Raw genomic sequence first — 26,345 nt, 5'->3', positions numbered from 1 at the left:
GTGGCGAAGGTCTTCGTCACGCACCATAGTGATTGTTCCGCAATCGATCGGATTGCCACGACACCACTATGAGGCTGCGATGACTCGGACCGAACACCACCGTGCCTGTCATCTGTGTGAGGCCATTTGCGGCCTGACCATCGAAACCACGCTTGCACCTGACGCGACGCGTAGAATCACTTCGATAAAGGGGGATCCGCTCGACAATTTCAGCCGCGGCCACATTTGCCCCAAAGCCGTAGCGCTGCAAGATATCCAGACCGACCCTGATCGTCTGCGCCAGCCCATGCTGCGTTCAGGTGATCAATGGCAGCCGATTGCCTGGCAGGACGCGTTCGACCTGGTGGCCGAGCGATTGGCGGCCCTCCAGCAGCGCGAGGGTCAGAACGCCGTGGCGGTCTATCAGGGCAACCCCAGCGTGCACAATTATGGGTTGATGACCCACAGCAATTACTTTCTCGGCCTGCTCAAGACGCGCAATCGCTTTTCCGCGACGTCTGTGGACCAGTTGCCTCATCACCTGACCAGCTTTCTGATGTACGGCCACGGCATGTTGCTGCCGATTCCGGACATCGATCACACCGATTTCATGCTGATTCTGGGCGGCAACCCGTTGGCTTCAAACGGCAGCATCATGACTGTCCCCGACGTTGAAAAACGTCTGAAGGCCATACAGAAGCGTGGCGGAAAGGTCGTGGTTGTCGACCCGCGACGCAGCGAGACCGCCGCCATTGCCGATCAGCATCTGTTCGTACGCCCCGGTGGAGACGCCGCTCTGCTGTTCGGGCTGCTTCATACGCTGTTTGACGAAGGGCTGGCCCGCGGCAGCCATTTGCCTGTCGATGGACTGGATCAGGTACGAGCGGGCATTTCCGATTTCAGTGCCGAAGCCATGAGCCCGCGTTGTGGCATCACCGCGCAGGAAATCCGCCAGTTGGCCAGGGATTTCGCGGCAGCCGACAAGGCTGTCTGTTATGGCCGCATGGGGATTTCCACCCAGGCATTTGGTACGTTGTGTCACTGGCTGGTGCAGCTTATCAACCTGGTAACCGGCAACCTTGATCGTGTCGGCGGCGTGCTCTGCACCCAGCCGGCGGTGGATATCGTGGGCTCTACGTCTGGTGGTCATTTCAATCGCTGGCAGAGTCGCGTGTCGGGCTTGCCCGAATACTCCGGTGAATTGCCGGTTTCGGCGCTCGCTGAAGAAATGCTTCATGAAGGGGAAGGGCGCGTGCGTGCGCTGGTGACGGTTGCAGGTAACCCTGTGTTGTCGACGCCGAATGGACGTCAGCTTGAAAAAGCCCTTGAAGGGCTGGAGTTCATGGTCAGCATCGACCTGTACATCAATGAAACCACGCGCTATGCCGACCTGATCCTGCCGTCCACGTCGGCGCTGGAAAACGATCACTACGACACCACGTTCAATACCCTGGCGGTGCGTAACGTCACCCGCTTCAATCGAGCGATCTTCGACAAACCCGAAGGCGCGCTGCATGACTGGGAAATCTTCGTCGGCCTGGCCAAGGCATTTGCCGCCAAAACGCAGAAAGACCTGAAACCGACCCTGTCACCCGCACAGATCATCGATCATGGCCTGCGCAACGGGCGTTACGGCGATGCGTCCGCGCACAAGCTCTCGCTGGCGACCCTGGACAATCATCCGCACGGCCTTGACCTGGGGGCGCTGCAACCGAGCCTCAGCGAGCGGCTGAAGACGGTCAACGGCTATGTTCAGGCAGCGCCCGACGTCATCATGGCCGACCTGGCCCGCTTCAGAGCCGCCTTCGAGCCGCAGTCGGACCAGTTGCTGCTTATCGGGCGTCGCCACGTACGCAGCAACAATTCCTGGATGCACAATTATCATCGGCTGGTGAAGGGCAAGCCGCGTCATCAGTTATTGATGCATCCCGATGATCTGAGCAGTCGTGGTCTGAGCGACGGGCAGCAGGTGCGTGTCAGTTCGCGGGTTGGCATGATCGAGGTTGAGGTCGTGGGCAGCCTGGACATGATGCGCGGTGTGGTCAGCCTGCCTCACGGCTGGGGTCATGCACGTGCCGGCGTGCGCATGGAAATTGCGCAGAGCCAGCCCGGTGTCAGCGCCAATGACCTGACTGACGAACGTCAGCTCGATGCGCTTTCCGGTAACGCGGCGCTGAACGGCGTGCCGGTACAGGTCGCTGCGTGTTGAGGTTCAAGACAGAGCGTCTCAGTCGGGATTCCGTTACAATGCGCCACCGTGCCGACAACTGAGTCGGAAAATTCAGCCGAGGTGCTTCATGGATATCATCGAAACGATCAAAGAGCAGATTGCCAACAACACCATTCTGCTTTACATGAAAGGCGCTCCAAACGCGCCACAGTGCGGCTTTTCGGCCAAAGCTTCCCAGGCATTGATGGCGTGCGGCGAAAAATTTGCCTACGTCGACATCCTGCAGAACCCCGAAATACGCGCCAACCTGCCCAAGTACGCCAACTGGCCGACCTTTCCACAGCTGTGGGTTGCCGGTGAACTGGTTGGCGGCAGCGACATCATCACCGAGATGATGGCTGACGGCTCGCTTCAAGAGCTGGTCAAGACTGCATCGGCCGCCAAGGCCGAGTAAGACGGTGATGTGATGGATCGGTAGCAGGACGCCGGTTCATCAAGCCGTTCTGCAGACAGGAAAAAGCCCGCTCTCCAATGGAGGCGGGCTTTTTTCGTATCAGCGGATCGACGTGTCAGTCGCCCATCTGCGACTGCAGGTAATTTTCGATACCCACCTTGTCGATCAGACCCAGCTGCGTTTCCAGCCAGTCGATGTGTTCTTCCTCGGACTCGAGGATATCTTCCAGCAGCTCACGGCTGCCGAAGTCACCGACGGTCTCGAAATGGGCGATGGCCGCTTTCAGGTCAGCCAGACCTTTCTGCTCGATCTTCAGGTCGCACTCGAGCATTTCCTTGGTGTGTTCACCGATCAGGATCTTGCCAAGGTCCTGCAGGTTAGGCAGGCCTTCGAGAAACAGGATGCGCTTGATGATCTTGTCCGCATGCTTCATCTCGTCGATGGACTCATGGTACTCGTGCGCGCCGAGCTTTTTCAGACCCCAGTCTTCGTACATGCGTGCATGCAGAAAATACTGGTTGATGGCGACCAGCTCGTTTCCGAGGATCTTGTTGAGATGCTGGATGACTGTAATGTCGCCTTTCATGTTCGTGGTCCTGCCAGTGGCTTGTATATATAAGCCGCGAGTGTGAGCTTCACGCGAATGTCTGTCAAACCTAAGTTATTGAATAATAAGTGAATTTAAATAGGAATAAGAATGTTTGAGTTCCGCATCTTGACGCTAAGCGCTTGAATTACAGGCATAAAAAAACCGGACATCAAGTCCGGTTCTTCGAAATGGGGTGATTCAGGCCGCAGTAAATTCTGTCGTATAGGCCAGTGCAGCATGGCTGCTTTGAAGCTCGGTCAGGGTGTCACGCACCACTTCCTTCGCCAGGCAGGCACATTTTCCACATTTACTTGCAACACCCAGCGTCTCGCGAACTTCGCGATAACTGCAGCAGCCCTCCAGAATTGCTTCCCGGATTTGACCGTCAGTAACACCTTGGCAGAGACAAACATACATAAGCTATGGACCATCGCTGGTTTATGGCTGGGTGATCCGGAGCTTAATGGTAATGAGAATGCTTGTCAAAACTGTTTTGGGTTCGATTCAGGTGGGGCGATGAGTGGTAAAACCTCGATGGAAATCCCGTGTTTTCCGCATGACGGTCATGAAAAAACCGGCACTGGGCCGGTCTGTTCATGAGCAGGGTGGACTCAGTCGTCGAAGTCTTCCCAGCCGCCCATTTCCTTCCAGCGGTTGACGATGCCGCAGAACAGTTCAGCCGTCTTTTCCGTGTCGTAGCGGGCCGAGTGGGCCTCGCGGCCATCGAAGTCGATACCGGCAGCCTGGCAGGCTTTTGCCAGCACGGTCTGACCGTAGGCAAGGCCTGCCAGCGTTGCAGTGTCGAAGCTTGAGAACGGGTGAAACGGGTTGCGTTTCATGTCCAGGCGAGCGACGGCTGCGTTGAGGAAACCCAGGTCGAAGCTGGCGTTATGGCCGACCAGCACCGCGCGCTTGCAGCCGTTGGCCTTGAGGGCCTTGCGCACACCACGAAAGATATCGTTCAGCGCGGTTTCTTCGCTGACCGCCATGCGCAGCGGGTGATCGAGCTTGATGCCGGTGAACTCCAGCGCAGCCGCTTCGATGTTCGCGCCCTCGAAGGGCTCGACACGGAAGAAATGGGTGTGCTCCGGGAACACGAACCCTCTCTCATCCATGCCAATGGTGACTGCCGCAATTTCCAGCAGCGCATCGGTAGCCGAGTTGAAGCCCCCGGTTTCTACGTCGATGACGACCGGCAGGTAGCCGCGAAAGCGGGCCGCCATCGGGTGGCGCGATCCAACACCGCCGCCACCGTGGCCTTCCGGTTCGTCGTCGAAATGATCTTCACTCACGCGTTTTCCTCCAGGCGCCAGTGCAGTTTTTCACCTGCACGCAGCGGTATTACGGACAACTCGCCAAACGGCAGGCTGGCAGGGGCGGTCCACTCCTCACGCACCAGCGTGATGGTGTCCTGGTTGGCAGGCAGGCCGTAGAACGCCGGACCGTGAAGGCTGGCGAAGCCCTCCAGTTTGTCCAGCGCATTACGTTGCTCGAAGGCTTCCGCGTACATCTCGATAGCTGCGTAAGCCGTGTAGCAACCGGCGCAGCCGCATGCGGCTTCCTTGGCGTGTTGCGCATGCGGCGCGGAATCGGTACCCAGGAAGAACTTGCCGTTGCCACTGGTGGCGGCATCCAGCAGGGACGTCTGGTGGGTGTTGCGCTTGAGGATCGGCAGGCAATAGAAGTGCGGGCGAATACCGCCGACCAGCATGTGATTGCGGTTATAAAGCAGGTGATGCGCAGTGATGGTCGCCGCGACATTGGCCGATGCTTCATTAACGAACTGCACGGCGTCGCCGGTGGTGATGTGTTCGAAGACCACTTTCAGTGTCGGGAAACGCTCGACGACGCTACGCAGGTGCTCGTCGATGAAGACTTTTTCGCGATCGAACACGTCGATCTCGCCACGCGTGACCTCGCCGTGCACCAGCAGCAGCATGCCGACTTCGGCCATGGCTTCAAGGGCAGGCAAGATCCTGTCGATGCTGGTCACACCCGAATCGGAGTTTGTCGTGGCGCCAGCCGGATACAGCTTGGCGGCCTGGACAAAACCGCTGGCCTTGGCCGTACGAATGTCCTCGGGCGTTGTCTGGTCGGTGAGATAAAGCACCATCAACGGCTCGAAGCGGCTGCCGGCCGGGCGTGCAGCGAGAATGCGCTGGCGATAGGCATCGGCCTGCTGCGCATTGCGAACAGGCGGCACGAGGTTGGGCATGATGATTGCGCGGCCAAAGGTGCGCGCTACGTCAGCGACGGTATGGGGCAAAACAGCTCCGTCACGGAGATGGATGTGCCAGTCGTCGGGACGCAGAAGGGTCAGGCGGTCAGACATTGGGGATTCCAGGCGGGTCAAACTCGCAGGGAATGCTACCGGAAAAGACTCTCTCAGGCACTCGCTATCAAGTTTTGTAGGAAGTTACCGATAGCCCGACATAGAAACCGTGTTTCGTTTCGCGATCATCTCAAGTGGAGCCTCCCGTGCGCCAGCGATATCTAGCCCTGCTCAGTGTGTTCGCCAGTCTTCCAGCGATGGCGATCAATTTCCAGACGCGTCTGGAAAGCATCGAATGGAAAGTCGAGGGCGATCAGTTCGAGTGCCGTCTGACTCAGCCCATTACCGATTTCGGTGTGGGTGAGTTCGTGCGTCGCGCGGGTGAGCAGGCGACGTTCCGGCTCAAGGCTTCCTACAACATGCTCGGTAACGGTTCTGCCACGCTGCTGGCCGCTGCAGCACCCTGGCAGCCGGGCCGTGGCGATATCAATCTGGGCTCTGTGCGAGTCAGCAATGGCGAAATACCGTTCAACACCTCTCACGCTCAGGCCGGACGTCTGATCAACGGCCTGATGGAAGGGCGCACGCCGCTGATCCGTCATTATTCCCGTGACGGTGGGCAGATGGAGGTGCGTCTGCTGCCGGTCAAGTTCAGCAAGGCATTCACTGAATATCAGGCCTGTACTGCCAAGCTGTTGCCCATGAATTTCGATCAGGTCAAGCAGGCCGAAGTCGGCTTTCCTGGCGGCGGCATCGAACTGGATGCTGCCGCAAAAGCGAGGCTGGACAACATGGTCGCCTATTTGAAGGCAGACCCGACCGTCAATCACGTCGAGCTGGATGGTCATTCGGACAACAGCGGCAATCGCCTGACCAACCGTGACCTGTCACGTCGACGCGCACTGGCGGTCATGGATTACCTGAAAGCCCAGGGTATTCCGGAACAACAGATAACCCTGCGTTTTCACGGTGAGCGTTATCCGCTTGCGCCCAACACCAATAATGCCAACCGCGCCCGTAACCGTCGTGTGAACGTGCACCTTGAGCGCGTTGCACCCGAAGAGCGGCCGGTTCCCGTGGCCTCGGCAAGCGCTGCACACACGTCCTGACACACCGCTCCCGACTGTCGCGAGGCTGACAAAACCTGTCGCCTCGTCGTCACAAGCTGTCGCGCCCCTGTAAATTTCCTGCTTTGAACGGTAGAATCGTCGGTTTTCCGTACAACGCGGTGGAGTGATGGCATGGCGGACGTAAACAAGGTAGTTCTCGCGTATTCCGGTGGTCTGGATACTTCGGTAATCCTCAAGTGGCTGCAGGACACGTACAACTGCGAAGTGGTGACTTTCACGGCTGACCTGGGTCAGGGCGAGGAAGTCGAGCCTGCACGCGCCAAGGCACAGGCCATGGGCGTCAAGGAAATCTACATCGACGACCTGCGCGAAGAGTTCGTTCGCGATTTCGTATTCCCGATGTTCCGTGCCAACACCGTTTATGAAGGCGAGTACCTGCTGGGTACTTCCATCGCCCGTCCGCTCATCGCCAAGCGTCTGATCGAAATCGCCAACGAAACCGGCGCCGACGCCATTTCCCACGGTGCAACCGGTAAAGGCAACGATCAGGTACGTTTCGAACTGGGTGCCTACGCACTGAAGCCGGGCGTAAAAGTGATCGCCCCATGGCGCGAATGGGACCTGCTGTCGCGCGAGAAGCTGATGGACTACGCCGAGAAGCATGGCATTCCGATCGAGCGTCACGGCAAGAAAAAGTCCCCGTACTCCATGGACGCCAACCTGCTGCACATCTCCTATGAGGGTGGCGTGCTGGAAGACACCTGGACCGAGCACGAAGAAGACATGTGGCGTTGGACCAAGTCCCCGGAGGACGCGCCAAACGTCGCGACCTATCTGGAGCTGACCTACCGCAACGGCGACATCGTCGCGCTGGACGGCGTTGAGATGACGCCGGCAACCGTACTCGCGACGCTGAACCGCATTGGTGGCGAAAACGGTATCGGTCGTCTGGATATCGTGGAAAACCGTTATGTGGGCATGAAGTCCCGTGGCTGTTACGAAACCCCTGGCGGCACCATCATGCTGCGCGCTCACCGCGCGATTGAATCGATCACGCTGGACCGCGAAGTCGCTCACCTCAAGGATGAGCTGATGGCCAAGTACGCAAGCCTGATCTACACCGGTTACTGGTGGAGCCCGGAGCGTCTGATGCTGCAACAGATGATCGACGCGTCCCAGGCTCATGTGAATGGCGTCGTGCGCCTGAAGCTTTACAAGGGCAACGTGATTGTCACTGGCCGCAAGTCCGATGACTCGCTGTTCGACGCGAACATCGCGACGTTTGAAGATGACGCTGGTGCGTATGATCAGGCTGACGCTGCAGGCTTCATCAAGCTCAACGCTCTGCGGATGCGCATCGCTGCAAACAAGGGCCGCAAACTGTTCTGATTCGGTTCCTCGCTTGAAAATGCAGCCCTGCCAAGGGCTGCATTCACATATTTTTTCAAATGATCAGGCCGTGCAGGCGTTCAGTGTCTGGTCTCTTCTGTTCGTCGTGCCTTCCCTTCGCTGGTTTTACAGGATGTTTTTTGTCTGACCTTGTGACTTTCTGAAAGCACATGAGGCGAATTCAAAAAATTGATCAGCTCCTTTTTCTTCAGGCTGTAACGATTAAGCAGTGTAGAAAGCTTACGTTCTAACTCTAATTCGTCTCTCAGTCGATCGTCATTTCTGAGCAGTTCAAATTTTTGCAGTTGCTCGTTAAGTTTCTTTTCGATGGCTCGATACTCTTTTAATGTCGACATGGTCTATTCCTTTTCAGTTGAATGTGAATCCGTTCGAGTGCCTGCAGGTGGTACATGTCTGTTTCACATCTGACTGTGCAGGCCGTCAAATAACCGTAGTCCTGTTTTCAGACGCACGCGACGTCGCCCATTCGTAAACAATTGCGCCCACTGAATGAGGTGTGTTTGAAATACCGTGTCTGCTCTGCGTCAATGGATTGTGCGGTCTGTCATAAGTCATCATCAGTGGGTTTGTAGTACGACGTGCTGGCAGGTTTATCACAGCGCAGACAGAACATGCATTCATCTGCGTGGACGTTGGTATTAGCGGAACGGAACGGAGGATAAAGCGCCTCACGGTTAAAGTTAAGGGTCAAAAAGAACAGAGCGACCAGTGATGAGGGAAAGATAATCAAAAACCAGACATAGCGCTGCCGATCCTCATTATCCAGATAAGGCAGTACAGCGGTAGCCGAGGCTTCCGAGAGTCCGGCAAATAATGCAATGATGCCGATAGGGTTCATGAGTCGGGCCAAAAGGGGCATGAGTAATTCTCCTTTAACAGACGTGCATGCACATGGGTAATGGGTGGGTGACCGTCATCTTCTTTTCAGGGGTAAGCATGGGTCTTTGCCATTCGAATTAGTGCACTTCACATTTCGTGTGTTCAAAACATCTCGCCGTGTGCGTGAGAAGTGTATGCCATTGTTCAGTCTGCCATTACCCTTGTCAGCGCACTGACGGATGTATTTCTATAACGACACCTCTTCAAGGCCGCGCGGGCAGGGCCTTTATGCGCCGTGGTTGGGGGGGCTCTAGGGTATGTCCGTGTTCCGTACCTGCCTTAATTCAAGTCGATAGGCCTTACCGATGTTCCAGACCTGACGCAGGCTCAAATCAAGAACCTGCGCAATCTCGGACGCGGTATAGCCCAGGCTTGAATAGTGCATGACATGACCGGCTACCCTGTCATCGATATCGATTGCCTCATGTCGTCTTTCACGTTCCATGTGTTCGACGGGACGGCTGCAATGTATTCTCACGCCATGATCAATGGCCAACTTGCGTATGTCTTTCCTGTTCATCCTGAGGGAATACTGGAGCGCAGAAAATCCAGCGCCTTTGGCGACCAGACTTTTCAACAGTTCCACTTTGGAAATGACCTCTGCTTCAGTCTCCCTGTGGGTATCAATGTTAGCGTTCACCACGCCTGCGGCGTTTGCTGTTTCATCTTCAGGTATCACCGCAATCACGCCGCCGTTGGCGACAAATGCTTCCACTGCCGAAATCAAATCAAGGTAGGTAGGGTCTTTGGATGTGGTGCGTGAAAAATTCTTGTTCATGGTAGATCCTTTTTTGAACAGGGCTGTCCACAGGGCGGCACCCAGCGAGTTGTCAGGCTCATGGTGATGTCGTCAAACAGCCGATGGGGTGGATGGGCCCTGTCCATGTTGCCCAATTGTTTTCAACTTTTAATAAACGCAATTCATATATTTAGTCTGGTCTCATTAATGAGGGAGGTCGAAGTGTGCATGAGTAGTGCAGTCGCTCGGCAGTCCTGTTAATGAGTTTGCTCTTAAAAAAGTAACGACTGGTAATAGGTTTTGCAAGTGAAAAAGCGGTGGCTTACATGAAACAACTTAGGTGTCTGTTCGGTGTCTTACATGTAATTCAATGCCGTCTGTTAGTTTTGTAGTATTTTTCCTCTTCGATGATTTTGCTATGGCGTTGGGCGGAGATATAGTATTAGCTTTCTGTCGGATGAGCTGTTTTCGGTGTGACAGGCGATAAAGGTACTAAAGTTTTGTAAGAAATAGCGATGGTGTCTGATTATGTGATTTACTGTCACGCGTCAGGAAAATAGGTGACGCTTAGGGGTTCAGATCAGAATGGATGCGGAAGAGAGTATGCAAGCTTGTAGGAAATTTCTGATTTTTTTGCAGGTTTTCTCTTTAAACAAATATATATACAAAAGGATTATTTTTTTTGTGTAATTTTTAATCGAGTCCAGGCGTTGGTTTGATGGTAAGGAAAGCGTCGCGGATCAGAATTCAAAGACTGAATATGTTTTGTTACAACCGGTCTCCCTGCTTCCATCTGCAGGACACTCTGGTTCGGGAATCGGAAACAGCTGCTATCGTCATGCGTGATATCTGCGGCCGTTAAAGGGTTCGGCACGTTGCAAGCGTTACGTTTTTTAGAAGGCAAAAATCTAAGGAGAAGTACGTCTGTCCCATCGGTGATGGCACTGCGCTGGTTCAAGGGCGTTCACTCTACAGCGATCCCCATGGAAGGATTGGTTTTAATTGAAGTGGCTGTCAGGTCAGTCAGGAATCGATTAGCGATCGGGTTCGCTACACATGCTGTCCGGTATGCAGTTGCTCTATTCCGCTGCTCCGGGTAGTCATACTGTTATCGAATTCCGATAAGGAAGGCTCTGTGAAAAAGATAAGAAAGAGCTCGTTCGTCTCGAGTTTTGTAGGAATATTCCTCAGTAAATGTATGAACGGTCTTTGGGTGTTGGTCCTCAGGGGGGAGCGTCATGCAAAGCACTAAACGACTAAGCTATTGTGCTGACTCTGAAAATTCGAATAGCGAAAATTGGACTGCCCATGAATAAAGTGCTGATCGTGGATGATCATCCTGTCATTCGCCTTGCTGTACGCATGCTGATGGAGCGTCATGGCTATGAGGTCATTGCGGAGACAGACAATGGAGTGGACGCACTGCAACTGGCCCGTGAGCATTTGCCTGATATTGTCATTCTCGACATAGGTATCCCCAAGCTCGATGGCCTTGAAGTCATCGCTCGTCTGTCGGCCATGACCCTGCCGTTCAAAGTCCTGATCCTGACGTCACAGGCTCCCGGCCACTTTTCCATGCGTTGCATGCAGGCAGGTGCCGCCGGCTACGTGTGCAAGCAGCAGGACCTCACCGAGTTGTTGAGTGCCATCAAGGCAGTGTTATCGGGCTATAGCTATTTTCCCAACCAGGCACTGCACACGGTTCGGTCCAGCATGGGCAACGCCAGTGAGTCGGAAATGGTTGACCGCCTCTCCGGACGTGAAATGATGGTTTTGCAGCAGTTGGCGAGAGGCAAGACCAACAAGGAAATTGCCGACGGCATGTTTCTGAGCAACAAGACCGTGAGTACCTACAAGACCCGGCTGCTGCTCAAGCTCAATGCGCACTCACTTGTCGATCTGATCGAACTGGCGCAACGGAATGGATTGGTATGAGCCGGAGCAGAATGGACATCTGGAGGGTAATGCCAGCAGAAATAGCGCGTTGACTGCGATCGGGAATTCGCGGAACAAAGCCTCTCCTGGCGAGGGGCTTTCGCGCCATCGGTTGAGTCCGGCAGGTTCTTCTGCCTGATATGGGCGCTACAGATCGAAATCGTAATCCGCCAGCTGTTTTTGCAAGCGACGTTCTTCCAGAAGATTATCGATTGTGCGCCGCTTGCTCAAATTGGTCTTCGCCGGTTCAGCGGCAACCTGCTCGACCTCATCCGGATCGACAGCGACAAAATCATCATCGACATCTAATTGCTCTTTGCCAGTACTCATGAAGTGGCTCCAGGATTCGGCTGTACTGGCGCACCTTATATCGACAAAGCTGTGGCGGGTAAAAAAGATTTTTTCAATCGATCAACCCGTCTGAGTCTATTTGAATCAATCGTCAGAGGTTTTGAATTTGTAGTCGCAAAGGTCTTCAATGCGGCAGCTCCCGCAGCGGGGCTTGCGCGCCTGGCACACGTAACGGCCATGCAGTATCAGCCAATGATGCGCATCCAGCAGGTAATGCCTGGGCACAAACTTCATCAGTTGCTTTTCGACCTCCACAACGTTCTTGCCAGGCGCGATGCCGGTTCGGTTGCTGACCCGAAAAATATGCGTATCGACGGCCATGGCCATTTGGCGGAATGCGGTGTTGAGTACAACGTTGGCGGTCTTGCGTCCTACACCGGGCAACGCTTCAAGCGCTTCGCGGGTTTCGGGGACTTCACCGTTGTGCCGTTCCATGAGCAGACGACAGGTTTCAATGACGTTTTTGGCCTTGCTGTTATACAGGCCAATCGTCCTGATGTATTCGGACAGGCCCTCGACGCCCAGTGCGTGAATCGCCTGCGGTGTGTTTGCCACTGGGTACAGCCGTGCAGTCGCCTTGTTGACGCTCACGTCGGTTGCCTGTGCCGAAAGAATCACCGAGATCAGCAATTCGAATGGCGTGGTGTAGGCCAGCTCGGTTTTGGGGTCCGGGTTGTCCTCGTGGAGCCTGCGGAAAATTTCCAGGCGTTTTGCGGCATTCATGGGCGAAGCGTTTCCTTGGGGCAGGTCATAAGGTCAGCACGGGTGTCGGGACGGTAATGTGCCACTGTAGTGCTCCAGTTGCCAAACAAGCACACACCTTCTGTTTCAGGCTGATGGATCCTGAGAGCTGGCGAACGCCTGCTCTGCGGCCTCGAGCGTTTGAGCGGCAAGCGTGACCGCTTCTTCCAGGCTTGCCAGTTGCTCTGGCTGAGCGTTGGCTGCCTGCGCTTTCTTGAGGTTGGCATGGGCCATCGCCTGCTGGATTTTGGCACGCTTCACCGCGCCTGCATCGGGCTTCGCTATCGGCCGGGCGGGTGTGACTTTGGGTGTCGACAGGAGCTTTTGCAGCGCCTGCTCTGCGGCTTCGTATTCCTGCTGCAGCACCACCAGGCGTGCTGCTTGTTCGGCGACAGGCGGATGACCGAAAGCCTTGAGGGATTTGTTCAATTGCGCACGACTCATGGCAACGGCGGCTCGTGCTTTTTTAAGTGCTTCATCGCCTGTGCCTGTTTTGTTGGTCTGCACCCGTTGCAATGCAGCGAGGGATGCCGCTGATCCTGACGAAGACTTCTGTGACCTCGCCAGCCGCTCTGCATGCCTTCGCTCCTGCTCGCGCTGCAACCGGGCATTGCGCGACTCGAATCGCTGGCGAGCGTGATCACGCTTGTGCAGGCGAGCCTGTTGCTGCCGCGCATCAAGCTCCACGTCGCCCACGATCGGAATGACAGCCAACGGTTTTACCTGCGCTACAGGCAATGGATGCATTTCAATGCAGTCCACAGGGCAGGGCGCCACACACAAATCGCACCCGGTGCATTCGTCGATGATCACGGTGTGCATCAGTTTTGCGGCACCGACGATGGCGTCGACCGGGCAGGCCTGAATACATTTCGTGCAGCCAATGCACTCGGCTTCGCGAATGAAGGCGACCTGAGCAGGTGCCGATCCACGCTCGGTGTCCAGCGGCAAGACGGGCACTGCCAGCAGATTGGCCAACTGCGCGATGGTCTCATTGCCACCGGGTGGGCATTTGTTGATGGCCTCACCATTGGCGATGCCTTGCGCATAAGGCTTGCACCCGGGGTGCCCGCACTTGCCGCACTGCGTCTGTGGGAGGAGGGCGTCAATGTGCTGGATCAGGTTCATGCGCTTGCCAATAGGAACAGGCTGTGGCCGGTAGGCGTCAGGGGATTATTCTTGCGGATATGCAAAAGCCCGGCATCCGTAAACGATCAACGGATACCGGGCTTCCTTGTGCATTACTTGATGCGCTGGCCGGGCTTGGCGCCGCTGTCCGGGCTGAGCAGGTAGATTTCTTCGCCGCCAGGGCCTGCCGCCATCACCATGCCTTCCGAAATGCCGAAACGCATTTTGCGGGGCTTGAGGTTGGCGATCATCATGGTCAGGCGACCTTCCAGCTCGCTCGGGTTCGGGTAAGCGCTCTTGATGCCGGAGAACACGTTGCGCTGCTCGTCACCGATATCGAGGGTCAGGCGCAGCAGTTTGTCTGCACCCTCCACGTGTTCGGCCTTGAGGATCAACGCGACGCGAAGGTCCACTGCGGCGAATGTATCAAAGTCGATTTCCGCCGAAAGAGGATCCTTGGCCAGTTCACCGTTACCTTGAGGTGCCGTGTCAGTAGCGCTGGCAGCCAGGTCTTCTTTTGATGCAGCTGTCATGGCTTCAACCTTGACCGGATCGATCCGCGTCATCAGGGCCGAGAACGGGTTGAGCTGATGATTGACCAGCAGTGTCTGGTGATCGTCCCAGGTCAGCGGGGCTACGTTGAGGAACGCCTCGGCGTCGGCAGCCAGCTTCGGCAGGACGGGTTTGAGGAAGATCACCAACTGGCGGAACAGGTTGATGCCCAATGCGCATACAGCCTGAACTTCGTCCTGCTTACCTTCCTGCTTGGCCAGGGCCCAGGGGGTCTTTTCGGCAATGTAGGCATTGGCGCGATCAGCCAGGGCCATCGTTTCGCGCATGGCACGAGCGAAATCGCGGGCTTCATAAGCGTCGGCGATGCTTGGCGCGGCAACCAGGAAGGCATCGGTCAGTTCGGGCGCGGCATTGGCAGACACCATGACGCCGGCGTTGCCCTTGTGAATGAAGCCGGCGCAACGGCTGGCGATGTTCACGACCTTGCCGATCAGGTCCGAATTGACCTTCTGGATGAAGTCTTCCAGATTGAGGTCCAGATCATCCACGCCACGGCCCAGTTTCGAGGCGTAGTAGTAGCGCAGGTATTCAGGTGACAGGTGATCAAGGTAGGTACGTGCCTTGATGAATGTGCCACGGGATTTGGACATCTTCTGACCATTGACGGTCAGGTAGCCATGGACATTGATGGCGGTCGGCTTGCGCAGACCTGCGCCTTCCAGCATGGCCGGCCAGAACAGCGCGTGGAAATTGACGATGTCCTTGCCGATGAAATGATACAGCTCGGTGGTTGCGTCCTTCGCCCAGTAGGCATCGAAGTCCAGTTCCGGACGGCGCGCACACAGGTTCTTGAAGCTGGCCATGTAACCGATCGGCGCGTCCAGCCAGACATAGAAGTATTTGCCCGGCTCGTCAGGAATCTCGAAACCGAAGTACGGCGCGTCCCGGGAGATGTCCCACTGTTGCAGACCGCTGTCCAGCCATTCGGCGATCTTGTTGGCGACGGCGTCCTGCAGCGTTCCGCTGCGGGTCCAGCTCTTGAGCATGGCGTCGAAGGCGGGCAGGTCGAAGAAGAAGTGTTTGGAATCCTTGAGTACGGGGGTCGCGCCGGAAATCGCCGATTTCGGATCTTTCAGGTCGGTCGGTGCATAGGTGGCACCGCACTTTTCGCAATTGTCGCCGTATTGATCTTCCGTGCCACATTTCGGACAGGTGCCCTTGATGAAGCGGTCGGCCAGGAACATCTTCTTTTCAGGGTCGAAGTACTGGGTGATGGAACGCGTCGCAATATGCCCGGCATCACGCAGACGGGTGTAGATCATGCTCGACAGCTCGCGATTTTCATCCGAGTGCGTCGAGTGGAAGTTGTCGAAATTCACCAGAAAGTCGGCAAAGTCGCCGCTGTGCTCGGCCTTGACGTCGGCAATCAGCTGTTCCGGAGTGATGCCTTCCTTTTCGGCACGCAGCATGATTGCCGAGCCGTGGGCGTCGTCTGCGCAGACATAGATGCACTGATTGCCGCGGTGCTTCTGGAACCGCACCCACATGTCGGTCTGGATGTACTCGAGCATGTGGCCAAGATGGATGGAACCATTGGCATAGGGCAGGGCGCTGGTAACGAGTATCTTGCGTGGCTCGGACATGGGGCTCGGCTACTTGAACTGGAACGGAGGTCGGCCACTATAAAGGTCTGAGCAATTTTTTTCACCTCGTGCTGTTGTGGGAATGCGCCTGCTTGTGCAGCGAAACCATGTCGGCACACGACAGAACAGGTAGGATAGCCGCCTGTTTTAGTCAGTCTTTTTTCGGAGCGAGCCCATGAGCGCTGTCAATCGCGCGGCGGTGGAGACGATTCTTCGCCAGTACACCGACCCTTATCTGAATCAGGACCCGCTCAGCGCCGGTTGCGTGCGGGCCATCGACATCGACGGATCGCAAGTCACTCTGCGGCTTGAACTGGGCTACGCCGCAGACCTGTTCAAGAACGGTTGGGCGCATGTGCTGAAGACGGCTATCGAAAATATCGACGGCGTGTCCTTGGCCAGGGTGGAGATCAGTACCGTGATCAGCGCCCACAAGGCGCAGAGCCAGATTCCGGGGCTGGCCAATGTGAAGAATATTGTGGCTGTTGCCTCAGGCAAGGGCGGCGTCGGTAAATCCACCACGGCAGCCAACCTGGCGCTGGCGCTGTCTCGCGAAGGCGCACGTGTGGGCATTCTCGACGCAGATATCTATGGGCCGAGTCAGGGCGTGATGTTCGGCATCCCCGAAGGTACGCGGCCGAAGATCAAGGATCAGAAATGGTTCGTGCCAATCGAGGCGCACGGTATCGAAGTGATGTCGATGGCGTTTCTGACAGATGACAATACGCCGATGGTCTGGCGCGGTCCGATGGTTTCGGGTGCCTTGCTGCAACTGGTCACCCAGACGGCCTGGAATGACCTGGATTATCTGATTATCGATATGCCGCCAGGTACCGGTGACATCCAACTCACGCTGGCGCAGAAAGTGCCGGTAGCCGGTGCCGTCATCGTCACCACACCGCAGGATCTTGCCTTGCTGGATGCGCGCAAGGGCGTCGAAATGTTCCGCAAAGTGAATATTCCGGTGCTGGGTGTCGTGGAAAATATGGCAGTGCACATCTGCTCGAATTGCGGACACGCCGAGCATCTGTTCGGTGAAGGGGGAGGGGAGAAGCTGGCGTCGCAGTATGACGTCGAGTTGCTGGCCTCATTGCCGCTGTCGATGCTGATTCGCGAGCAGGCCGATGGTGGCAAGCCGACGGCGATTGCCGAGCCGGAGAGTCAGATTGCAATGGTGTATCAGGAATTGGCCCGCCATGTCGGCGCGCGGATTGTTCTGCAGGAGGCGGCCAGTCCGGCCATGCCGTCGATCTCTGTCAGTGATGACTGACCGGTAAGAACGCTATCGAGTGTGGGTCGGCCTGTTCGGCCCCGTTCGAGTCGGTGTCGAAGCCTGAGCCTGAATGGCAGGCAATAAAAAACCCCGCTTTTGAGGGCGGGGTTTTTAAGCGAATCAGTACAAGTTAGATAACTTGAACTTCTTCAGCTTGCATGCCTTTCTGACCGCGGGTAGCGATGAAAGAAACCTGTTGGCCTTCTTTCAGGCTTTTGAAGCCGTCGGATTGGATAGCTTTGAAGTGCACGAACAGGTCGTCACCGGATTGTGGAGTGATGAAGCCGAAGCCTTTTTCATCGTTGAACCACTTAACGGTACCAGTTTGGCGATTGGACATAGTATATCTCCTTGGACAAAGTTAACTGCGGCGTAGGAAGAGCCCTGGCCGAGACTGAGTGCAAAGAGCTGGAAAATTCATGGAGATGGTTGGATCGAAATTCAACATCGTGTAGAGATTCTCAGTGACACAAGCAACACAGTGACGCCACCTTAACCCTTTTTGTCGGACGTGCCAATGGTCTATCGAGGATTATTTCCATTCGCTTCAAAACTGCGGCTCAGGTCTCGCCAGCTGTACATATGTTGCCTTTGAACACGTGGCGCAGGCCCGGTAAGATGCCCAACATCTTTTTCACCTCGCAAATCAGGACATCGCCATGAGCATCAAATCGGACAAGTGGATTCGCCGCATGGCGCAGGAACACGGCATGATCGAGCCCTTCGTCGAGCGTCAGATGCGTGGCGAAGGTGCCGACCGGCTGATCTCCTTTGGCGTGTCCAGCTACGGCTACGATGTGCGTTGCGCCGACGAATTCAAGGTCTTCACCAACATCAATTCGGCCACTGTCGATCCGAAAAACTTCGATGAAAAAAGTTTTGTCGACATCAAGAGCGACGTCTGCATCATCCCGCCCAATTCTTTCGCGCTGGCCCGCACCGTCGAATATTTCCGGATTCCGCGTAATGTCCTGACCATCTGTCTGGGAAAAAGCACCTACGCGCGCTGCGGGATTATCGTCAACGTGACGCCCCTGGAACCGGAGTGGGAAGGTCACGTGACGCTGGAATTCTCCAACACCACGACCTTGCCGGCGAAGATCTACGCCAATGAAGGCGTGGCACAGATGTTGTTTCTGGAATCGGATGAAGAGTGTGAGGTTTCCTACAAGGATCGCGGTGGCAAGTATCAAGGGCAGCGTGGTGTCACACTGCCACGCACCTGATTTTGCCGTTGTTTCCTGTTCTTGAATGGAATTAATGTTCGTTTTCGCACTCTATTGCCTCACATGCATTCGTTTACAGTTGTAGGCGACGGCCTTTGACCAGGAGTGACCTATGAAGACAACGTTCAAAACCTCTGAACAGGAAACATCTCCTCCACTCAACGAGATCGGACTGCTGGCCTGGTCTCTGATGGCCCATACCGAATTGAACATGGTGGGGGGCGGTGTTCCGGGTCAGCCGGGTCCTGACACCCCATTCGAGCAGCCTACGGAGCCCGGTGAACCTACGCTCCCGGACGAGCCGCCTCCTGCGCCGGTAGCCTGATTCCAGAATGCCCGCTGCCTCTGACAAGGCAGCGGGCATTTTCGTTTTGAAGGCCCTCGACGGATTACGCCACCCGCCAGATCGCCCCGTCTCCAGTGACGTAGATCGTTGTTCCGGCAGCTGGCTGAATATTAAAGCCCCCCGTGAATTCCCCGAACGCTGGTAACAGACTGATGCGCTCGCCCAGGTAAAAACAGGCCAGTCGCAGGCGCTGGCGACCCCTTCCGAACAGCCTGTAGACCGGGTGAACATGTCCGGCGAGAACGTGGTGAGTCGCGTGCGGGTCTGGTTCATGCTGCAAGGCGAACGGGCCGAGCAGCAGCGGTTCCGGTACGACCTCGATGTTCAGACTGGATGGCGGATCCCCCGCGCGTTTATCGTGGTTGCCCCGGATCAATGTGATCTTCAGTCCTGACCTGCGTTCTCTCCACTCGTGCAGCGCCTCGAGCGTGCCCTTCGCGTGGGACTCGGGAGCGTGCAGAAAATCGCCGAGAAAGATCAGATGCTCACAGTCATAGTCATCCAGTAACTGATCCAGACGTCGCAGGTTCTCCTGAGTCGTGCCATGCGGCACCGGTTGACCCAGCTTGCGATAGGCCGCCGCCTTTCCAAAGTGAGCGTCGGCGATCAGCAGAGCGTGTTCGGCCGGGTAGTAAATGGCCTTATCTGCCAGCAACCACAACGCTTCGTCTGCCAGTGTGATGGCCATGCAGGGTTTCATCGTTCAGGCTCCGGCCCTGCGGCTTTTTCCAGATCGCGCACCATGCGAGCAATGCGGTCGGCCAGTTTTTCAGAACTTAGGCTCTCGCGAAAGCGCTCTACCAAAAGAGGAAACGCAAGTGGGGTGGCGCGCCTGATCGTGTGCAGGTCAAGCCTGCGGCTGTTGATCTGGCGCAGGGTCTGCTCCAGCCGGACCAGATCCAGCTCCTGGCGCAGCACTTCCTGCTCCGCCTGAGTCAGCAGCATGTTGCCGGCGTCATACTGCTTGAACACCTCGAAAAACAGCCCGCTGGATGCCTGCAATTGACGGTTGCTCTTCGCCGCACCGGGATAGCCTGAAAACACCAGCCCGGAGATGCGAGCGATTTCGCGAAAGCGCCTCAGCGCCAGTTCACCTGCGTTGAGGCTGGCGATGATGTCAGCCATCAGATCGAGCTCCGAAAACAGATCGTTATCGAGCAGGTGTGCCCAATCGAGTTCGCTGGCGCTGAGCAACTCCAGCCCGTAATCATTGACGGCTATCGAAAACGTCAGCGGTTGGTGTCGGCTCAGGCGCCAGGCCAGCAGACTCGCCAGCCCCAGGTGAACATGGCGACCGGCGAACGGATAGAGAAACAGATGCCAGCCCTCGCGGGATTTGAGAGTCTCGGCCAGCAGAGTGTCACGTTGCGGCAACCCGGACCACTGGCGCTGTACTTCCAGCAAGGGTTTGACCGCCCGCATCTCGGGACTTTCGAAGTGGCCGTGCGCGGCAGCGTCGAATTTCTCCACCACGGCGTCTGCCAGTTCGCTGGAAAGCGGCATGCGCCCGCCGTTCCAGCGCGGCACGGCGGCTTTCTTGCCGGTGGCGCGTTTGACGTAGGCGGTCATGTTCTCGACTCTGACCAGTTCCAGCAGTCGCCCGGCGAACAGAAAGCCATCGCCGGGCTTGAGCCGGGCGATAAAGCCTTCCTCGACGCTGCCAAGCGATCCGCCACCGCCTCCCTTTTTCCAGTATTTAAGGTTGATCGTGGCGTCGCTGACGATGGTGCCGACGCTCATCCTGTGCCGACGCGCCAGTCGCGCATCGGGCACGCGCCAGATACCGTGTTCGTCCGGCTCGGCGCGGCGGTAATCGGGGTAGGCCGTGAGCGAGTGACCGCCGTTGCGCACAAAGGCCAGTGCCCATTGCCACTGTTCGTCGCTCAGGTCCCGGTATGCCCAGGCGGTGCGCACTTCCGCCAACAGCTCATCGGGCAAAAAACCCCCGCCCAGCGCGACGCTGACCAAATGCTGCACCAGTACATCCAATGGCTGGTGAGGCGATTCTCTGGGTTCGATCATCCGGTCAGCCACGGCGTCATGGGCGGCGGCGGCCTCCACCAGCTCAAGGCTGTGGGTCGGTACCAGCGTGACGCGTGACGGGCGGCCGGGCGCGTGACCCGAGCGGCCGGCACGTTGCATCAGGCGTGCGACGCCTTTGGGTGAGCCTATCTGCAGCACGCGCTCCACGGGCAGGAAATCCACGCCCAGGTCCAGGCTGGAGGTGCAGACCACCGCCTTGAGCGAGCCCTCTTTCAATGCCCGCTCTACCCAGTCGCGTACTTCGCGGGCCAGTGAACCGTGATGCAGGGCGATCAGTCCTGCCCAGTCCGGACGGGCTTCCAGCAGCGCCTGATACCAGATTTCCGACTGCGCGCGGGTATTGGTGAAAAGCAGGCAACTGGCGCTTTTCTCTACCTCTGCAACCACCTGCGGCAGCATGCGCAGGCCCATGTGCCCGGCCCACGGAAAACGCTCGATGGAGGGGGGCAGGAGTGTGTCGACCTGCAATTCTTTGGCGACCTTGCCTTGAACCGTGACGCCGCCTTCGCCCAACAGGACTTCCTGTGCGTGCTGCTGATTACCCAGCGTGGCCGAAATACCCCACACAATCAGTTGCGGATTCCATTGGCGCAAGCGGGCCAATGCCAGTTGCAATTGAACACCGCGCTTGTTACCGATGAGTTCGTGCCACTCGTCCACGACGACCATGCGCAACGTGGAAAGCGTCGGCTGTGCATCGGCGCGGGTCAGTAGCAGCGTCAGGCTTTCCGGCGTAGTGATCAGTGCGGAAGGCAGACGACGTCCTTGCCGGGCACGCTCGCTGCTGCTGGTGTCGCCGGTGCGCAAGCCCACAGACCAGTTGATGTCCAGTTCGGCCAGCGGCGCCTCGAGTGCGCGTGCAGTGTCTGCAGCAAGGGCGCGCATGGGCGTGATCCACATGACGCTCAAGGGCGCGGCGGGCGGTTTTTTCTTGCGGGGTTTGTCTTCGGGCGGGGCTTTGGTGGTGGCGAAGCGATTGAGCGCTGCAAACCACACCGCGTAGGTTTTGCCTGAACCGGTGCTGGCGTGAAGCAGGCCGGACTCGCCCTGTTTCACGGCTGCCCAGACTTCCTTTTGAAACGCGAACGCCTTCCAGCCTCGGGCCCGAAACCATCGCTGAGCGAAATCGTTGGGTCTGCTCATGCGGTTGAAAATGCTCTGAAGGGCGATAGTTCAGAGACAGCGGGAAAAGGGTAATAGTTTTAAACGGTTATCGAGGGACACCCGAATGTTTGATACGTGGGAGGCGCCTCGCCGGCGATGCAGGCGGCGCGCTGCGTCAAACAGACTGCGTCCTGTCGTTTGTCGCCGGCAAGGCGACTCCCACAGGGGCGGGATCGCGCCCACGCGCTGCGTCACCTCCAGCGGTTACTTCAGGTTCCCGCTCAGGAACTGCTGTAGCCGCTCGCTCTTCGGGTTGTTCAGCACGTCGTCCGGGTGACCGGACTCTTCGATCTGGCCCTGATGCAGAAACACCACCTGGCTTGCGACCTTGCGGGCGAAGCCCATTTCGTGGGTCACAAGGATCATGGTGCGGCCTTCATCGGCCAGACCCTGAATCACCTTCAGCACTTCACCGACCAGTTCCGGGTCCAGCGCTGATGTCGGCTCATCGAACAGCATGATCTCCGGCTCCATTGCCAGCGCTCGGGCAATCGCGACGCGCTGCTGCTGGCCGCCGGACAGGAACGCCGGGTACTGATCGGCGACGCGCTCGGGCAGGCCGACCTTGTCCAGATATTTGCGCGCGCGGGCTTCGGCTTCGGCCTTGGGAACGCCCAGTACGCGGCGTGGCGCCATGGTGATGTTCTCCAGCACGGTCATGTGTGCCCACAGGTTGAAGTGCTGAAACACCATCGCCAGTCGGGTGCGGATCCGTTGCAGTTCGTCCGGATCGGCAACGCGCATGCCGTCCTTGTCGCTGACCATGCGCACTTGCTGGCCGTCCAGGCTCATGGCGCCGTCGTTGGGTTGCTCCAGAAAGTTGATGCAGCGCAGAAACGTGCTCTTGCCCGAGCCGCTGGCGCCGATCAGGCAGATCACATCACCGCTGCTGGCCTTGAGCGATACGCCTTTGAGCACCTCGTTGTCGCCATAGCGCTTGTGCAGGCCATCGATGGTCAGTTTGTACATGAGAGGTCCTCAAGGAGAAAGTAGGTAGCCGCTGCGGTAGGCCTGCTTGCCCGCGACATGGGCGATGACCATGCCAGCGGTGGCCATGCGACGCAACGAGCGCGCATACAGCAGGCCGGCATTGAGCGCATGAACGCTGGTCACGGCGTCGCTGATCGGGTCGATGATTTCGGCAATCAGTTGCCCCGCATCGACGTGCTCGCCCGGCATGGCACAGAACACCAGCAGACCGCCGACCGGCGTCGCGACCGGCTCGACGGCGGCCAGAGGCGTGGCGGGGTACAGCAGTTCGGGCGGCATTTGCCGTTCGCCGTCGATCAGGCCGAAGTCGATCAGGTAATTGATGATTGCCTGACAGTCGCGACTCGCCAGTGAATGGTTGACGTCCCCTTGTCCGCGCAACTCAAGGGTCACCGAGAAGCTGCCCAGCGGGATCGGAAAGCGTTCACCGAAACGCTGCTGCAATTGCCACCAGACCAGCGTGAAGCATTCGTCGAACGACTGGCCACCAGAGTCGGTGGCCAGCAGACTCGCCTGTGCGCCGAGGTAGCGCGACAGAGGTTCTACCTTCGGCCAGGCTTCGGGTGTGGTGTAGAGGTGCTCGACCGACTCGAAGTCACAATGCAGGTCCAGCACCATGTCGGCATCGCAGGCAAGCCGCTGAAGCGTCAGGCGCAACGAGTGCAACTGGGTCGTCGCTGTCTGAGCGTTGAGAGCCGCGAGCAGGCTGTCGCGCACCAGCTCACGGTTCCGGCTCGCGTCCTGAGTCAGCCGCGCTTCGATCTCGTCGCCCACATGCTGCCCGAGGTCGACGAAACCGCGATTGAAGTTCTGTCCACTCTCCAGCTCATAGCGGCCCAGCGGCGTATCCATCAATACCTGTTCCAGGCCGATGGGGTTGGCCACTGGCACCACGACGACTTCACCCAGCAGGCGACCGGCGTTATCGAGTTCGGCCAGACGCTGTTTCAGATGCCAGGCCACCAGCATCCCGGGCAGTTCGTCAGCATGCAGCGAGGCCTGAATGTAGACCTTGCCCGCGCCGTTCTGCGGCCCGTAGTGAAAACTGTGAACGCAGCGCGCTGTGCCCGGCACCGGTGACAGCAATTGGTGGGTGTGATGTTGCATCGGTTCTGTCCTGATTAATGAGCGGGGCCGAGGAAGGCCAGCCAGCGACGTTCGGCAAGACGGAACAACCCGACCAGAATGAAGGTGACGGTCAGGTACATGACGGCAGCGATTCCGAAGGACTGGAAGGTCATGAAGGTCGCCGAGTTGGCGTCCCGCGCGACTTTCAGAATGTCCGGCACAGTGGCCGTAAAGGCCACGGTGGTCGAGTGCAGCATCAGAATCACTTCGTTGCTGTAATAAGGCAGCGAGCGGCGCAGCACCGACGGCATTATCACGTACGCGTAAAGCTTCCAGCCGCTCAGGCCATACGCCTTGGCCGCTTCGACCTCGCCGTGGGCCATGCTGCGGATCGCACCGGCAAAAATCTCGGTGGTGTAGGCGCAGGTGTTCAAAGTGAACGCCAGGATGGTGCAGTTCATTGCGTCGCGAAAGAACGCATCCAGCAGGGGCTGCTCACGCACCGCCGCAATGCTGTAGATGCCGGTGTAGCAGATGAGCAGCTGTATATAGAGCGGGGTGCCGCGAAACAGGTAGGTATAGAACTGCACCGGCCAGCGTACCCAGCGGTTCTTCGACACGCGGGCGATGGACAGCGGAATCGACAGGCAGAAGCCGATGGCAATGGAGGCGCTGAGCAGCCACATGGTCATGGCCAGACCGGTCACGTTCACGCCGTCTGTATAAAGGAAGGGCTTCCAGTATTCCTGAAGTAACTCGATCATCGATGCGCCTCCCGGCTGCCTGCGGCGTAATGCCGTTCAGCCCAACGCAAGGCGAAATTCGATGCGCTGGTGATCGCCAGATAGATCAGTGCCGCCAACACCAGAAAGTAGAACAGTTGATAGGTACTCTTGCCCGCGTCCTGCGAGGCCTTGACCAGATCGGCCAGGCCGATGATCGACACCAGCGCGGTCGCCTTGAGCAGCACTTGCCAGTTGTTGCCGATACCCGGCAGGGCATAACGCATCATTTGCGGGAACACCACATAGCGAAACCGCTGGCCGCGTTTGAGACCGTAGGCGGTGGCCGCTTCGATCTGACCCCGGGGCACGGACAGAATCGCGCCGCGAAACGTCTCGGTGAAGTACGCCCCATAAATGAAGCCCAGCGTAATGACGCCAGCCGCGAACGGATCGATTTCGATGTATTCCCACTCCATGGCATCGGTCAGCACCGTAAGCCAGGTTTGCAGGCTGTAAAAAATCAGTAGCATCAGCACCAGATCGGGTACGCCGCGAATCAAGGTGGTATAGACCTGCGCCGGCACGCGCAGCAGCGCTGAGCTCGACAGTTTGGCGCTGGCCCCGATCAAGCCGAGCACGATGCTCAGAAACAGGGACAGTACCGAAAGTTTGACGGTCATCCAGGTGCCTTGCAGCAACAGTGGGCCGAAGCCCTTCAGGCTGAAAGCCGAAAGTCCGAGGGTGTGCATCAGTGAGTCGAGCATGGATAAAGCCTTGAGCGGTCACGAACAGAAACGCCCATCGAAGAGGGCGGCGAATCATCGCCGAAATCGATGGGCGTCGGGGTGTTATTTTCCGCTGTACAGATTCAGGTCGCCGAAGTGCTTCTTCTGGATTTCGGCGTAGGTGCCGTCATCGTGCAAGGCTTTGATGCCTTTATCGAGTAGCGCTTTCAGCTCTTTGTTGCCTTTGGCGATGCCGATGGCTGTCTTGGCTGGCAGCAGCTCGCTGTCGATTGGCTTGCTGACTTCGTAGTCGGCACCGGCTGGCGATTTCAGGAAGCCCAGTTCGGCCTGCAGCATGTCCTGGATGGAGGCGTCCAGACGGCCGGAGGTCAGGTCAGCGTAAACCTGGTCCTGGTTGGCGTAGGCCTGGGTTTTCACGCCAGCCTTGTCGAGTACGGCCTTGGCGTAGGCTTCCTGGATGGTGCCTTGCTCATAGCCAACGGTCTTGCCTTTAAGGCTGGCCGGATCGGCGGTGAGGCCTGCACCTTTCTTGAACACCAGCGAGGTCGGGCCGGAAAACAGTTCGTTGGAGAAGTCGATGACTTTCTCGCGAGCCGGGGTCACGGTCATGGACGAGATCACGCCGTCGAACTTACGGGCTTTCAGACCAGGAATCATGCCGTCGAAATCACTTTCGACCCACTTGCACGTTACTTTCAGCTCTTTGCAGATGGCGTTGCCCAGATCGATATCGAAGCCCACCAGGCTGCCGTCGGCGGCTTTGGATTCGAACGGTGCGTAAGAAGGATCGACGCCAAAGCGCAGTTCCTTGTACTCCTTGGCCATTGTGTTACCAGCGGCCAGGCACAAAGCCAGTGCGGAAAGGGTCAGCCATGCTTTTTTCATTATTCA

General features: G+C 57.4%; 27 protein-coding genes. 8 read left to right on the top strand and 19 right to left on the bottom strand.

Annotated features, from left to right (window positions below; all coding sequences use genetic code 11):
* Nucleotides 1–79: 79 nt before the first annotated feature.
* Nucleotides 80–2,188: a molybdopterin oxidoreductase family protein gene (locus JTJ32_RS19900; protein WP_210043052.1), complete on the top strand. Its 2,109-nt coding sequence runs from the start codon at nucleotides 80–82 to the stop codon at nucleotides 2,186–2,188.
* 88 nt (nucleotides 2,189–2,276) lie between these two features.
* Nucleotides 2,277–2,603, top strand: coding sequence for a Grx4 family monothiol glutaredoxin (gene grxD, locus JTJ32_RS19895; RefSeq protein ID WP_004881866.1), 327 nt, complete (start codon nucleotides 2,277–2,279; stop codon nucleotides 2,601–2,603).
* 115 nt (nucleotides 2,604–2,718) lie between these two features.
* On the opposite strand, the gene bfr is transcribed toward grxD, so the two are convergent.
* From bfr to pyrC, 4 genes are all read right to left on the bottom strand, one after another.
* Nucleotides 2,719–3,189, bottom strand: coding sequence for a bacterioferritin (bfr, locus tag JTJ32_RS19890; RefSeq protein ID WP_024686864.1), 471 nt, complete (start codon nucleotides 3,187–3,189; stop codon nucleotides 2,719–2,721).
* Nucleotides 3,190–3,390: 201 nt separating this feature from the next.
* Entirely contained in the window at nucleotides 3,391–3,609 is a 219-nt protein-coding gene (locus tag JTJ32_RS19885; protein WP_004881868.1) for a bacterioferritin-associated ferredoxin, read from the bottom strand.
* A 194-nt stretch (nucleotides 3,610–3,803) separates the two neighbouring features.
* Nucleotides 3,804–4,484, bottom strand: coding sequence for a ribonuclease T (gene rnt, locus JTJ32_RS19880; RefSeq protein ID WP_004881869.1), 681 nt, complete (start codon nucleotides 4,482–4,484; stop codon nucleotides 3,804–3,806).
* On the bottom strand, nucleotides 4,481–5,524 hold the full coding sequence (gene pyrC, locus JTJ32_RS19875; RefSeq protein ID WP_210043051.1) for a dihydroorotase: 1,044 nt from the start codon (nucleotides 5,522–5,524) through the stop codon (nucleotides 4,481–4,483). Before pyrC ends, rnt begins: the two co-directional genes overlap by 4 nt.
* A 146-nt stretch (nucleotides 5,525–5,670) precedes the next feature.
* Here pyrC and JTJ32_RS19870 point away from each other — a divergent pair, with 146 nt between their 5' ends.
* The gene (locus JTJ32_RS19870; RefSeq protein WP_029244610.1) at nucleotides 5,671–6,573 is read left to right on the top strand and encodes an OmpA family protein; all 903 of its coding nucleotides are present in this window, start codon (nucleotides 5,671–5,673) and stop codon (nucleotides 6,571–6,573) included.
* A 132-nt stretch (nucleotides 6,574–6,705) separates the two neighbouring features.
* Nucleotides 6,706–7,923, top strand: coding sequence for an argininosuccinate synthase (locus JTJ32_RS19865; RefSeq protein ID WP_004881872.1), 1,218 nt, complete (start codon nucleotides 6,706–6,708; stop codon nucleotides 7,921–7,923).
* Between the two features lie 80 nt (nucleotides 7,924–8,003).
* Here JTJ32_RS19865 and JTJ32_RS19860 read toward each other — a convergent pair whose 3' ends face one another.
* The 3 genes from JTJ32_RS19860 to JTJ32_RS19850 all read right to left on the bottom strand — a co-directional run bounded on the left by JTJ32_RS19860 (nucleotide 8,004) and on the right by JTJ32_RS19850 (nucleotide 9,601).
* Entirely contained in the window at nucleotides 8,004–8,279 is a 276-nt protein-coding gene (locus JTJ32_RS19860; RefSeq protein ID WP_184320834.1) for a hypothetical protein, read from the bottom strand.
* A 209-nt stretch (nucleotides 8,280–8,488) separates the two neighbouring features.
* Nucleotides 8,489–8,803 carry a hypothetical protein gene (locus tag JTJ32_RS19855; RefSeq protein ID WP_210043050.1) on the bottom strand — a complete coding sequence of 105 codons (315 nt, stop codon included), beginning with the start codon at nucleotides 8,801–8,803 and terminating at the stop codon, nucleotides 8,489–8,491.
* A gap of 270 nt (nucleotides 8,804–9,073) precedes the next feature.
* Nucleotides 9,074–9,601 carry a hypothetical protein gene (locus JTJ32_RS19850; protein WP_184320828.1) on the bottom strand — a complete coding sequence of 176 codons (528 nt, stop codon included), beginning with the start codon at nucleotides 9,599–9,601 and terminating at the stop codon, nucleotides 9,074–9,076.
* A 1,269-nt stretch (nucleotides 9,602–10,870) separates the two neighbouring features.
* On the opposite strand from JTJ32_RS19850, the gene JTJ32_RS19845 reads away from it, so the two are divergent.
* Entirely contained in the window at nucleotides 10,871–11,497 is a 627-nt protein-coding gene (locus JTJ32_RS19845) for a response regulator transcription factor (RefSeq protein ID WP_004881876.1), read from the top strand.
* Nucleotides 11,498–11,644: 147 nt separating this feature from the next.
* Here the strand turns inward: JTJ32_RS19845 and JTJ32_RS19840 are convergent, their stop codons facing one another.
* From JTJ32_RS19840 to metG, 4 genes are all read right to left on the bottom strand, one after another.
* Complete coding sequence (locus tag JTJ32_RS19840) at nucleotides 11,645–11,827, bottom strand: PA3496 family putative envelope integrity protein (RefSeq protein ID WP_099226107.1); 183 nt, start codon at nucleotides 11,825–11,827, stop codon at nucleotides 11,645–11,647.
* A 105-nt stretch (nucleotides 11,828–11,932) separates the two neighbouring features.
* Entirely contained in the window at nucleotides 11,933–12,571 is a 639-nt protein-coding gene (gene nth / locus JTJ32_RS19835) for an endonuclease III (RefSeq protein WP_184320825.1), read from the bottom strand.
* 105 nt (nucleotides 12,572–12,676) lie between these two features.
* A complete protein-coding gene (gene rsxB / locus JTJ32_RS19830; RefSeq protein ID WP_210043049.1) occupies nucleotides 12,677–13,717 on the bottom strand; it encodes an electron transport complex subunit RsxB in 1,041 nt (346 codons plus the stop codon).
* 113 nt (nucleotides 13,718–13,830) lie between these two features.
* Nucleotides 13,831–15,873 carry a methionine--tRNA ligase gene (gene metG / locus JTJ32_RS19825; RefSeq protein ID WP_210043048.1) on the bottom strand — a complete coding sequence of 681 codons (2,043 nt, stop codon included), beginning with the start codon at nucleotides 15,871–15,873 and terminating at the stop codon, nucleotides 13,831–13,833.
* Nucleotides 15,874–16,048: 175 nt separating this feature from the next.
* Between metG and apbC the strand changes: the two genes are divergently transcribed.
* On the top strand, nucleotides 16,049–17,143 hold the full coding sequence (gene apbC / locus JTJ32_RS19820) for an iron-sulfur cluster carrier protein ApbC (RefSeq protein WP_210043047.1): 1,095 nt from the start codon (nucleotides 16,049–16,051) through the stop codon (nucleotides 17,141–17,143).
* A gap of 133 nt (nucleotides 17,144–17,276) precedes the next feature.
* Here apbC and JTJ32_RS19815 read toward each other — a convergent pair whose 3' ends face one another.
* On the bottom strand, nucleotides 17,277–17,486 hold the full coding sequence (locus JTJ32_RS19815; protein WP_002554837.1) for a cold-shock protein: 210 nt from the start codon (nucleotides 17,484–17,486) through the stop codon (nucleotides 17,277–17,279).
* Between the two features lie 319 nt (nucleotides 17,487–17,805).
* Here JTJ32_RS19815 and dcd point away from each other — a divergent pair, with 319 nt between their 5' ends.
* Nucleotides 17,806–18,372 (top strand): dCTP deaminase, encoded by a 567-nt coding sequence (dcd, locus tag JTJ32_RS19810; protein ID WP_017126297.1) that lies wholly within the window; start codon nucleotides 17,806–17,808, stop codon nucleotides 18,370–18,372.
* Nucleotides 18,373–18,484: 112 nt separating this feature from the next.
* Nucleotides 18,485–18,697: a hypothetical protein gene (locus JTJ32_RS19805; RefSeq protein WP_099226102.1), complete on the top strand. Its 213-nt coding sequence runs from the start codon at nucleotides 18,485–18,487 to the stop codon at nucleotides 18,695–18,697.
* Nucleotides 18,698–18,761: 64 nt separating this feature from the next.
* On the opposite strand, the gene pdeM is transcribed toward JTJ32_RS19805, so the two are convergent.
* From pdeM to JTJ32_RS19770, 7 genes are all read right to left on the bottom strand, one after another.
* On the bottom strand, nucleotides 18,762–19,418 hold the full coding sequence (pdeM, locus tag JTJ32_RS19800; RefSeq protein WP_099226101.1) for a ligase-associated DNA damage response endonuclease PdeM: 657 nt from the start codon (nucleotides 19,416–19,418) through the stop codon (nucleotides 18,762–18,764).
* Nucleotides 19,415–21,904 carry a ligase-associated DNA damage response DEXH box helicase gene (locus JTJ32_RS19795; protein WP_210043045.1) on the bottom strand — a complete coding sequence of 830 codons (2,490 nt, stop codon included), beginning with the start codon at nucleotides 21,902–21,904 and terminating at the stop codon, nucleotides 19,415–19,417. Before JTJ32_RS19795 ends, pdeM begins: the two co-directional genes overlap by 4 nt.
* A gap of 225 nt (nucleotides 21,905–22,129) precedes the next feature.
* Nucleotides 22,130–22,894, bottom strand: coding sequence for an ABC transporter ATP-binding protein (locus JTJ32_RS19790; protein ID WP_073170151.1), 765 nt, complete (start codon nucleotides 22,892–22,894; stop codon nucleotides 22,130–22,132).
* 9 nt (nucleotides 22,895–22,903) lie between these two features.
* On the bottom strand, nucleotides 22,904–24,022 hold the full coding sequence (locus JTJ32_RS19785; RefSeq protein ID WP_210043044.1) for a succinylglutamate desuccinylase/aspartoacylase family protein: 1,119 nt from the start codon (nucleotides 24,020–24,022) through the stop codon (nucleotides 22,904–22,906).
* Nucleotides 24,023–24,036: 14 nt separating this feature from the next.
* Nucleotides 24,037–24,747, bottom strand: coding sequence for an ABC transporter permease (locus JTJ32_RS19780; protein WP_025996574.1), 711 nt, complete (start codon nucleotides 24,745–24,747; stop codon nucleotides 24,037–24,039).
* Nucleotides 24,744–25,472, bottom strand: coding sequence for an ABC transporter permease (locus tag JTJ32_RS19775; RefSeq protein WP_099226098.1), 729 nt, complete (start codon nucleotides 25,470–25,472; stop codon nucleotides 24,744–24,746). The genes JTJ32_RS19780 and JTJ32_RS19775 overlap by 4 nt, the downstream gene beginning before the upstream one ends.
* An 84-nt stretch (nucleotides 25,473–25,556) precedes the next feature.
* Complete coding sequence (locus tag JTJ32_RS19770) at nucleotides 25,557–26,339, bottom strand: transporter substrate-binding domain-containing protein (RefSeq protein WP_099226097.1); 783 nt, start codon at nucleotides 26,337–26,339, stop codon at nucleotides 25,557–25,559.
* Nucleotides 26,340–26,345 lie beyond the last annotated feature (6 nt).

Source organism: Pseudomonas alliivorans (assembly GCF_017826695.1).
In the GTDB taxonomy this organism is placed as follows: Bacteria; Pseudomonadota; Gammaproteobacteria; order Pseudomonadales; family Pseudomonadaceae; genus Aquipseudomonas; species Aquipseudomonas alliivorans.
The sequence above is the reverse complement of the archived record's forward strand: the minus strand, read 5'-3'. Positions and strand labels throughout refer to the sequence as shown.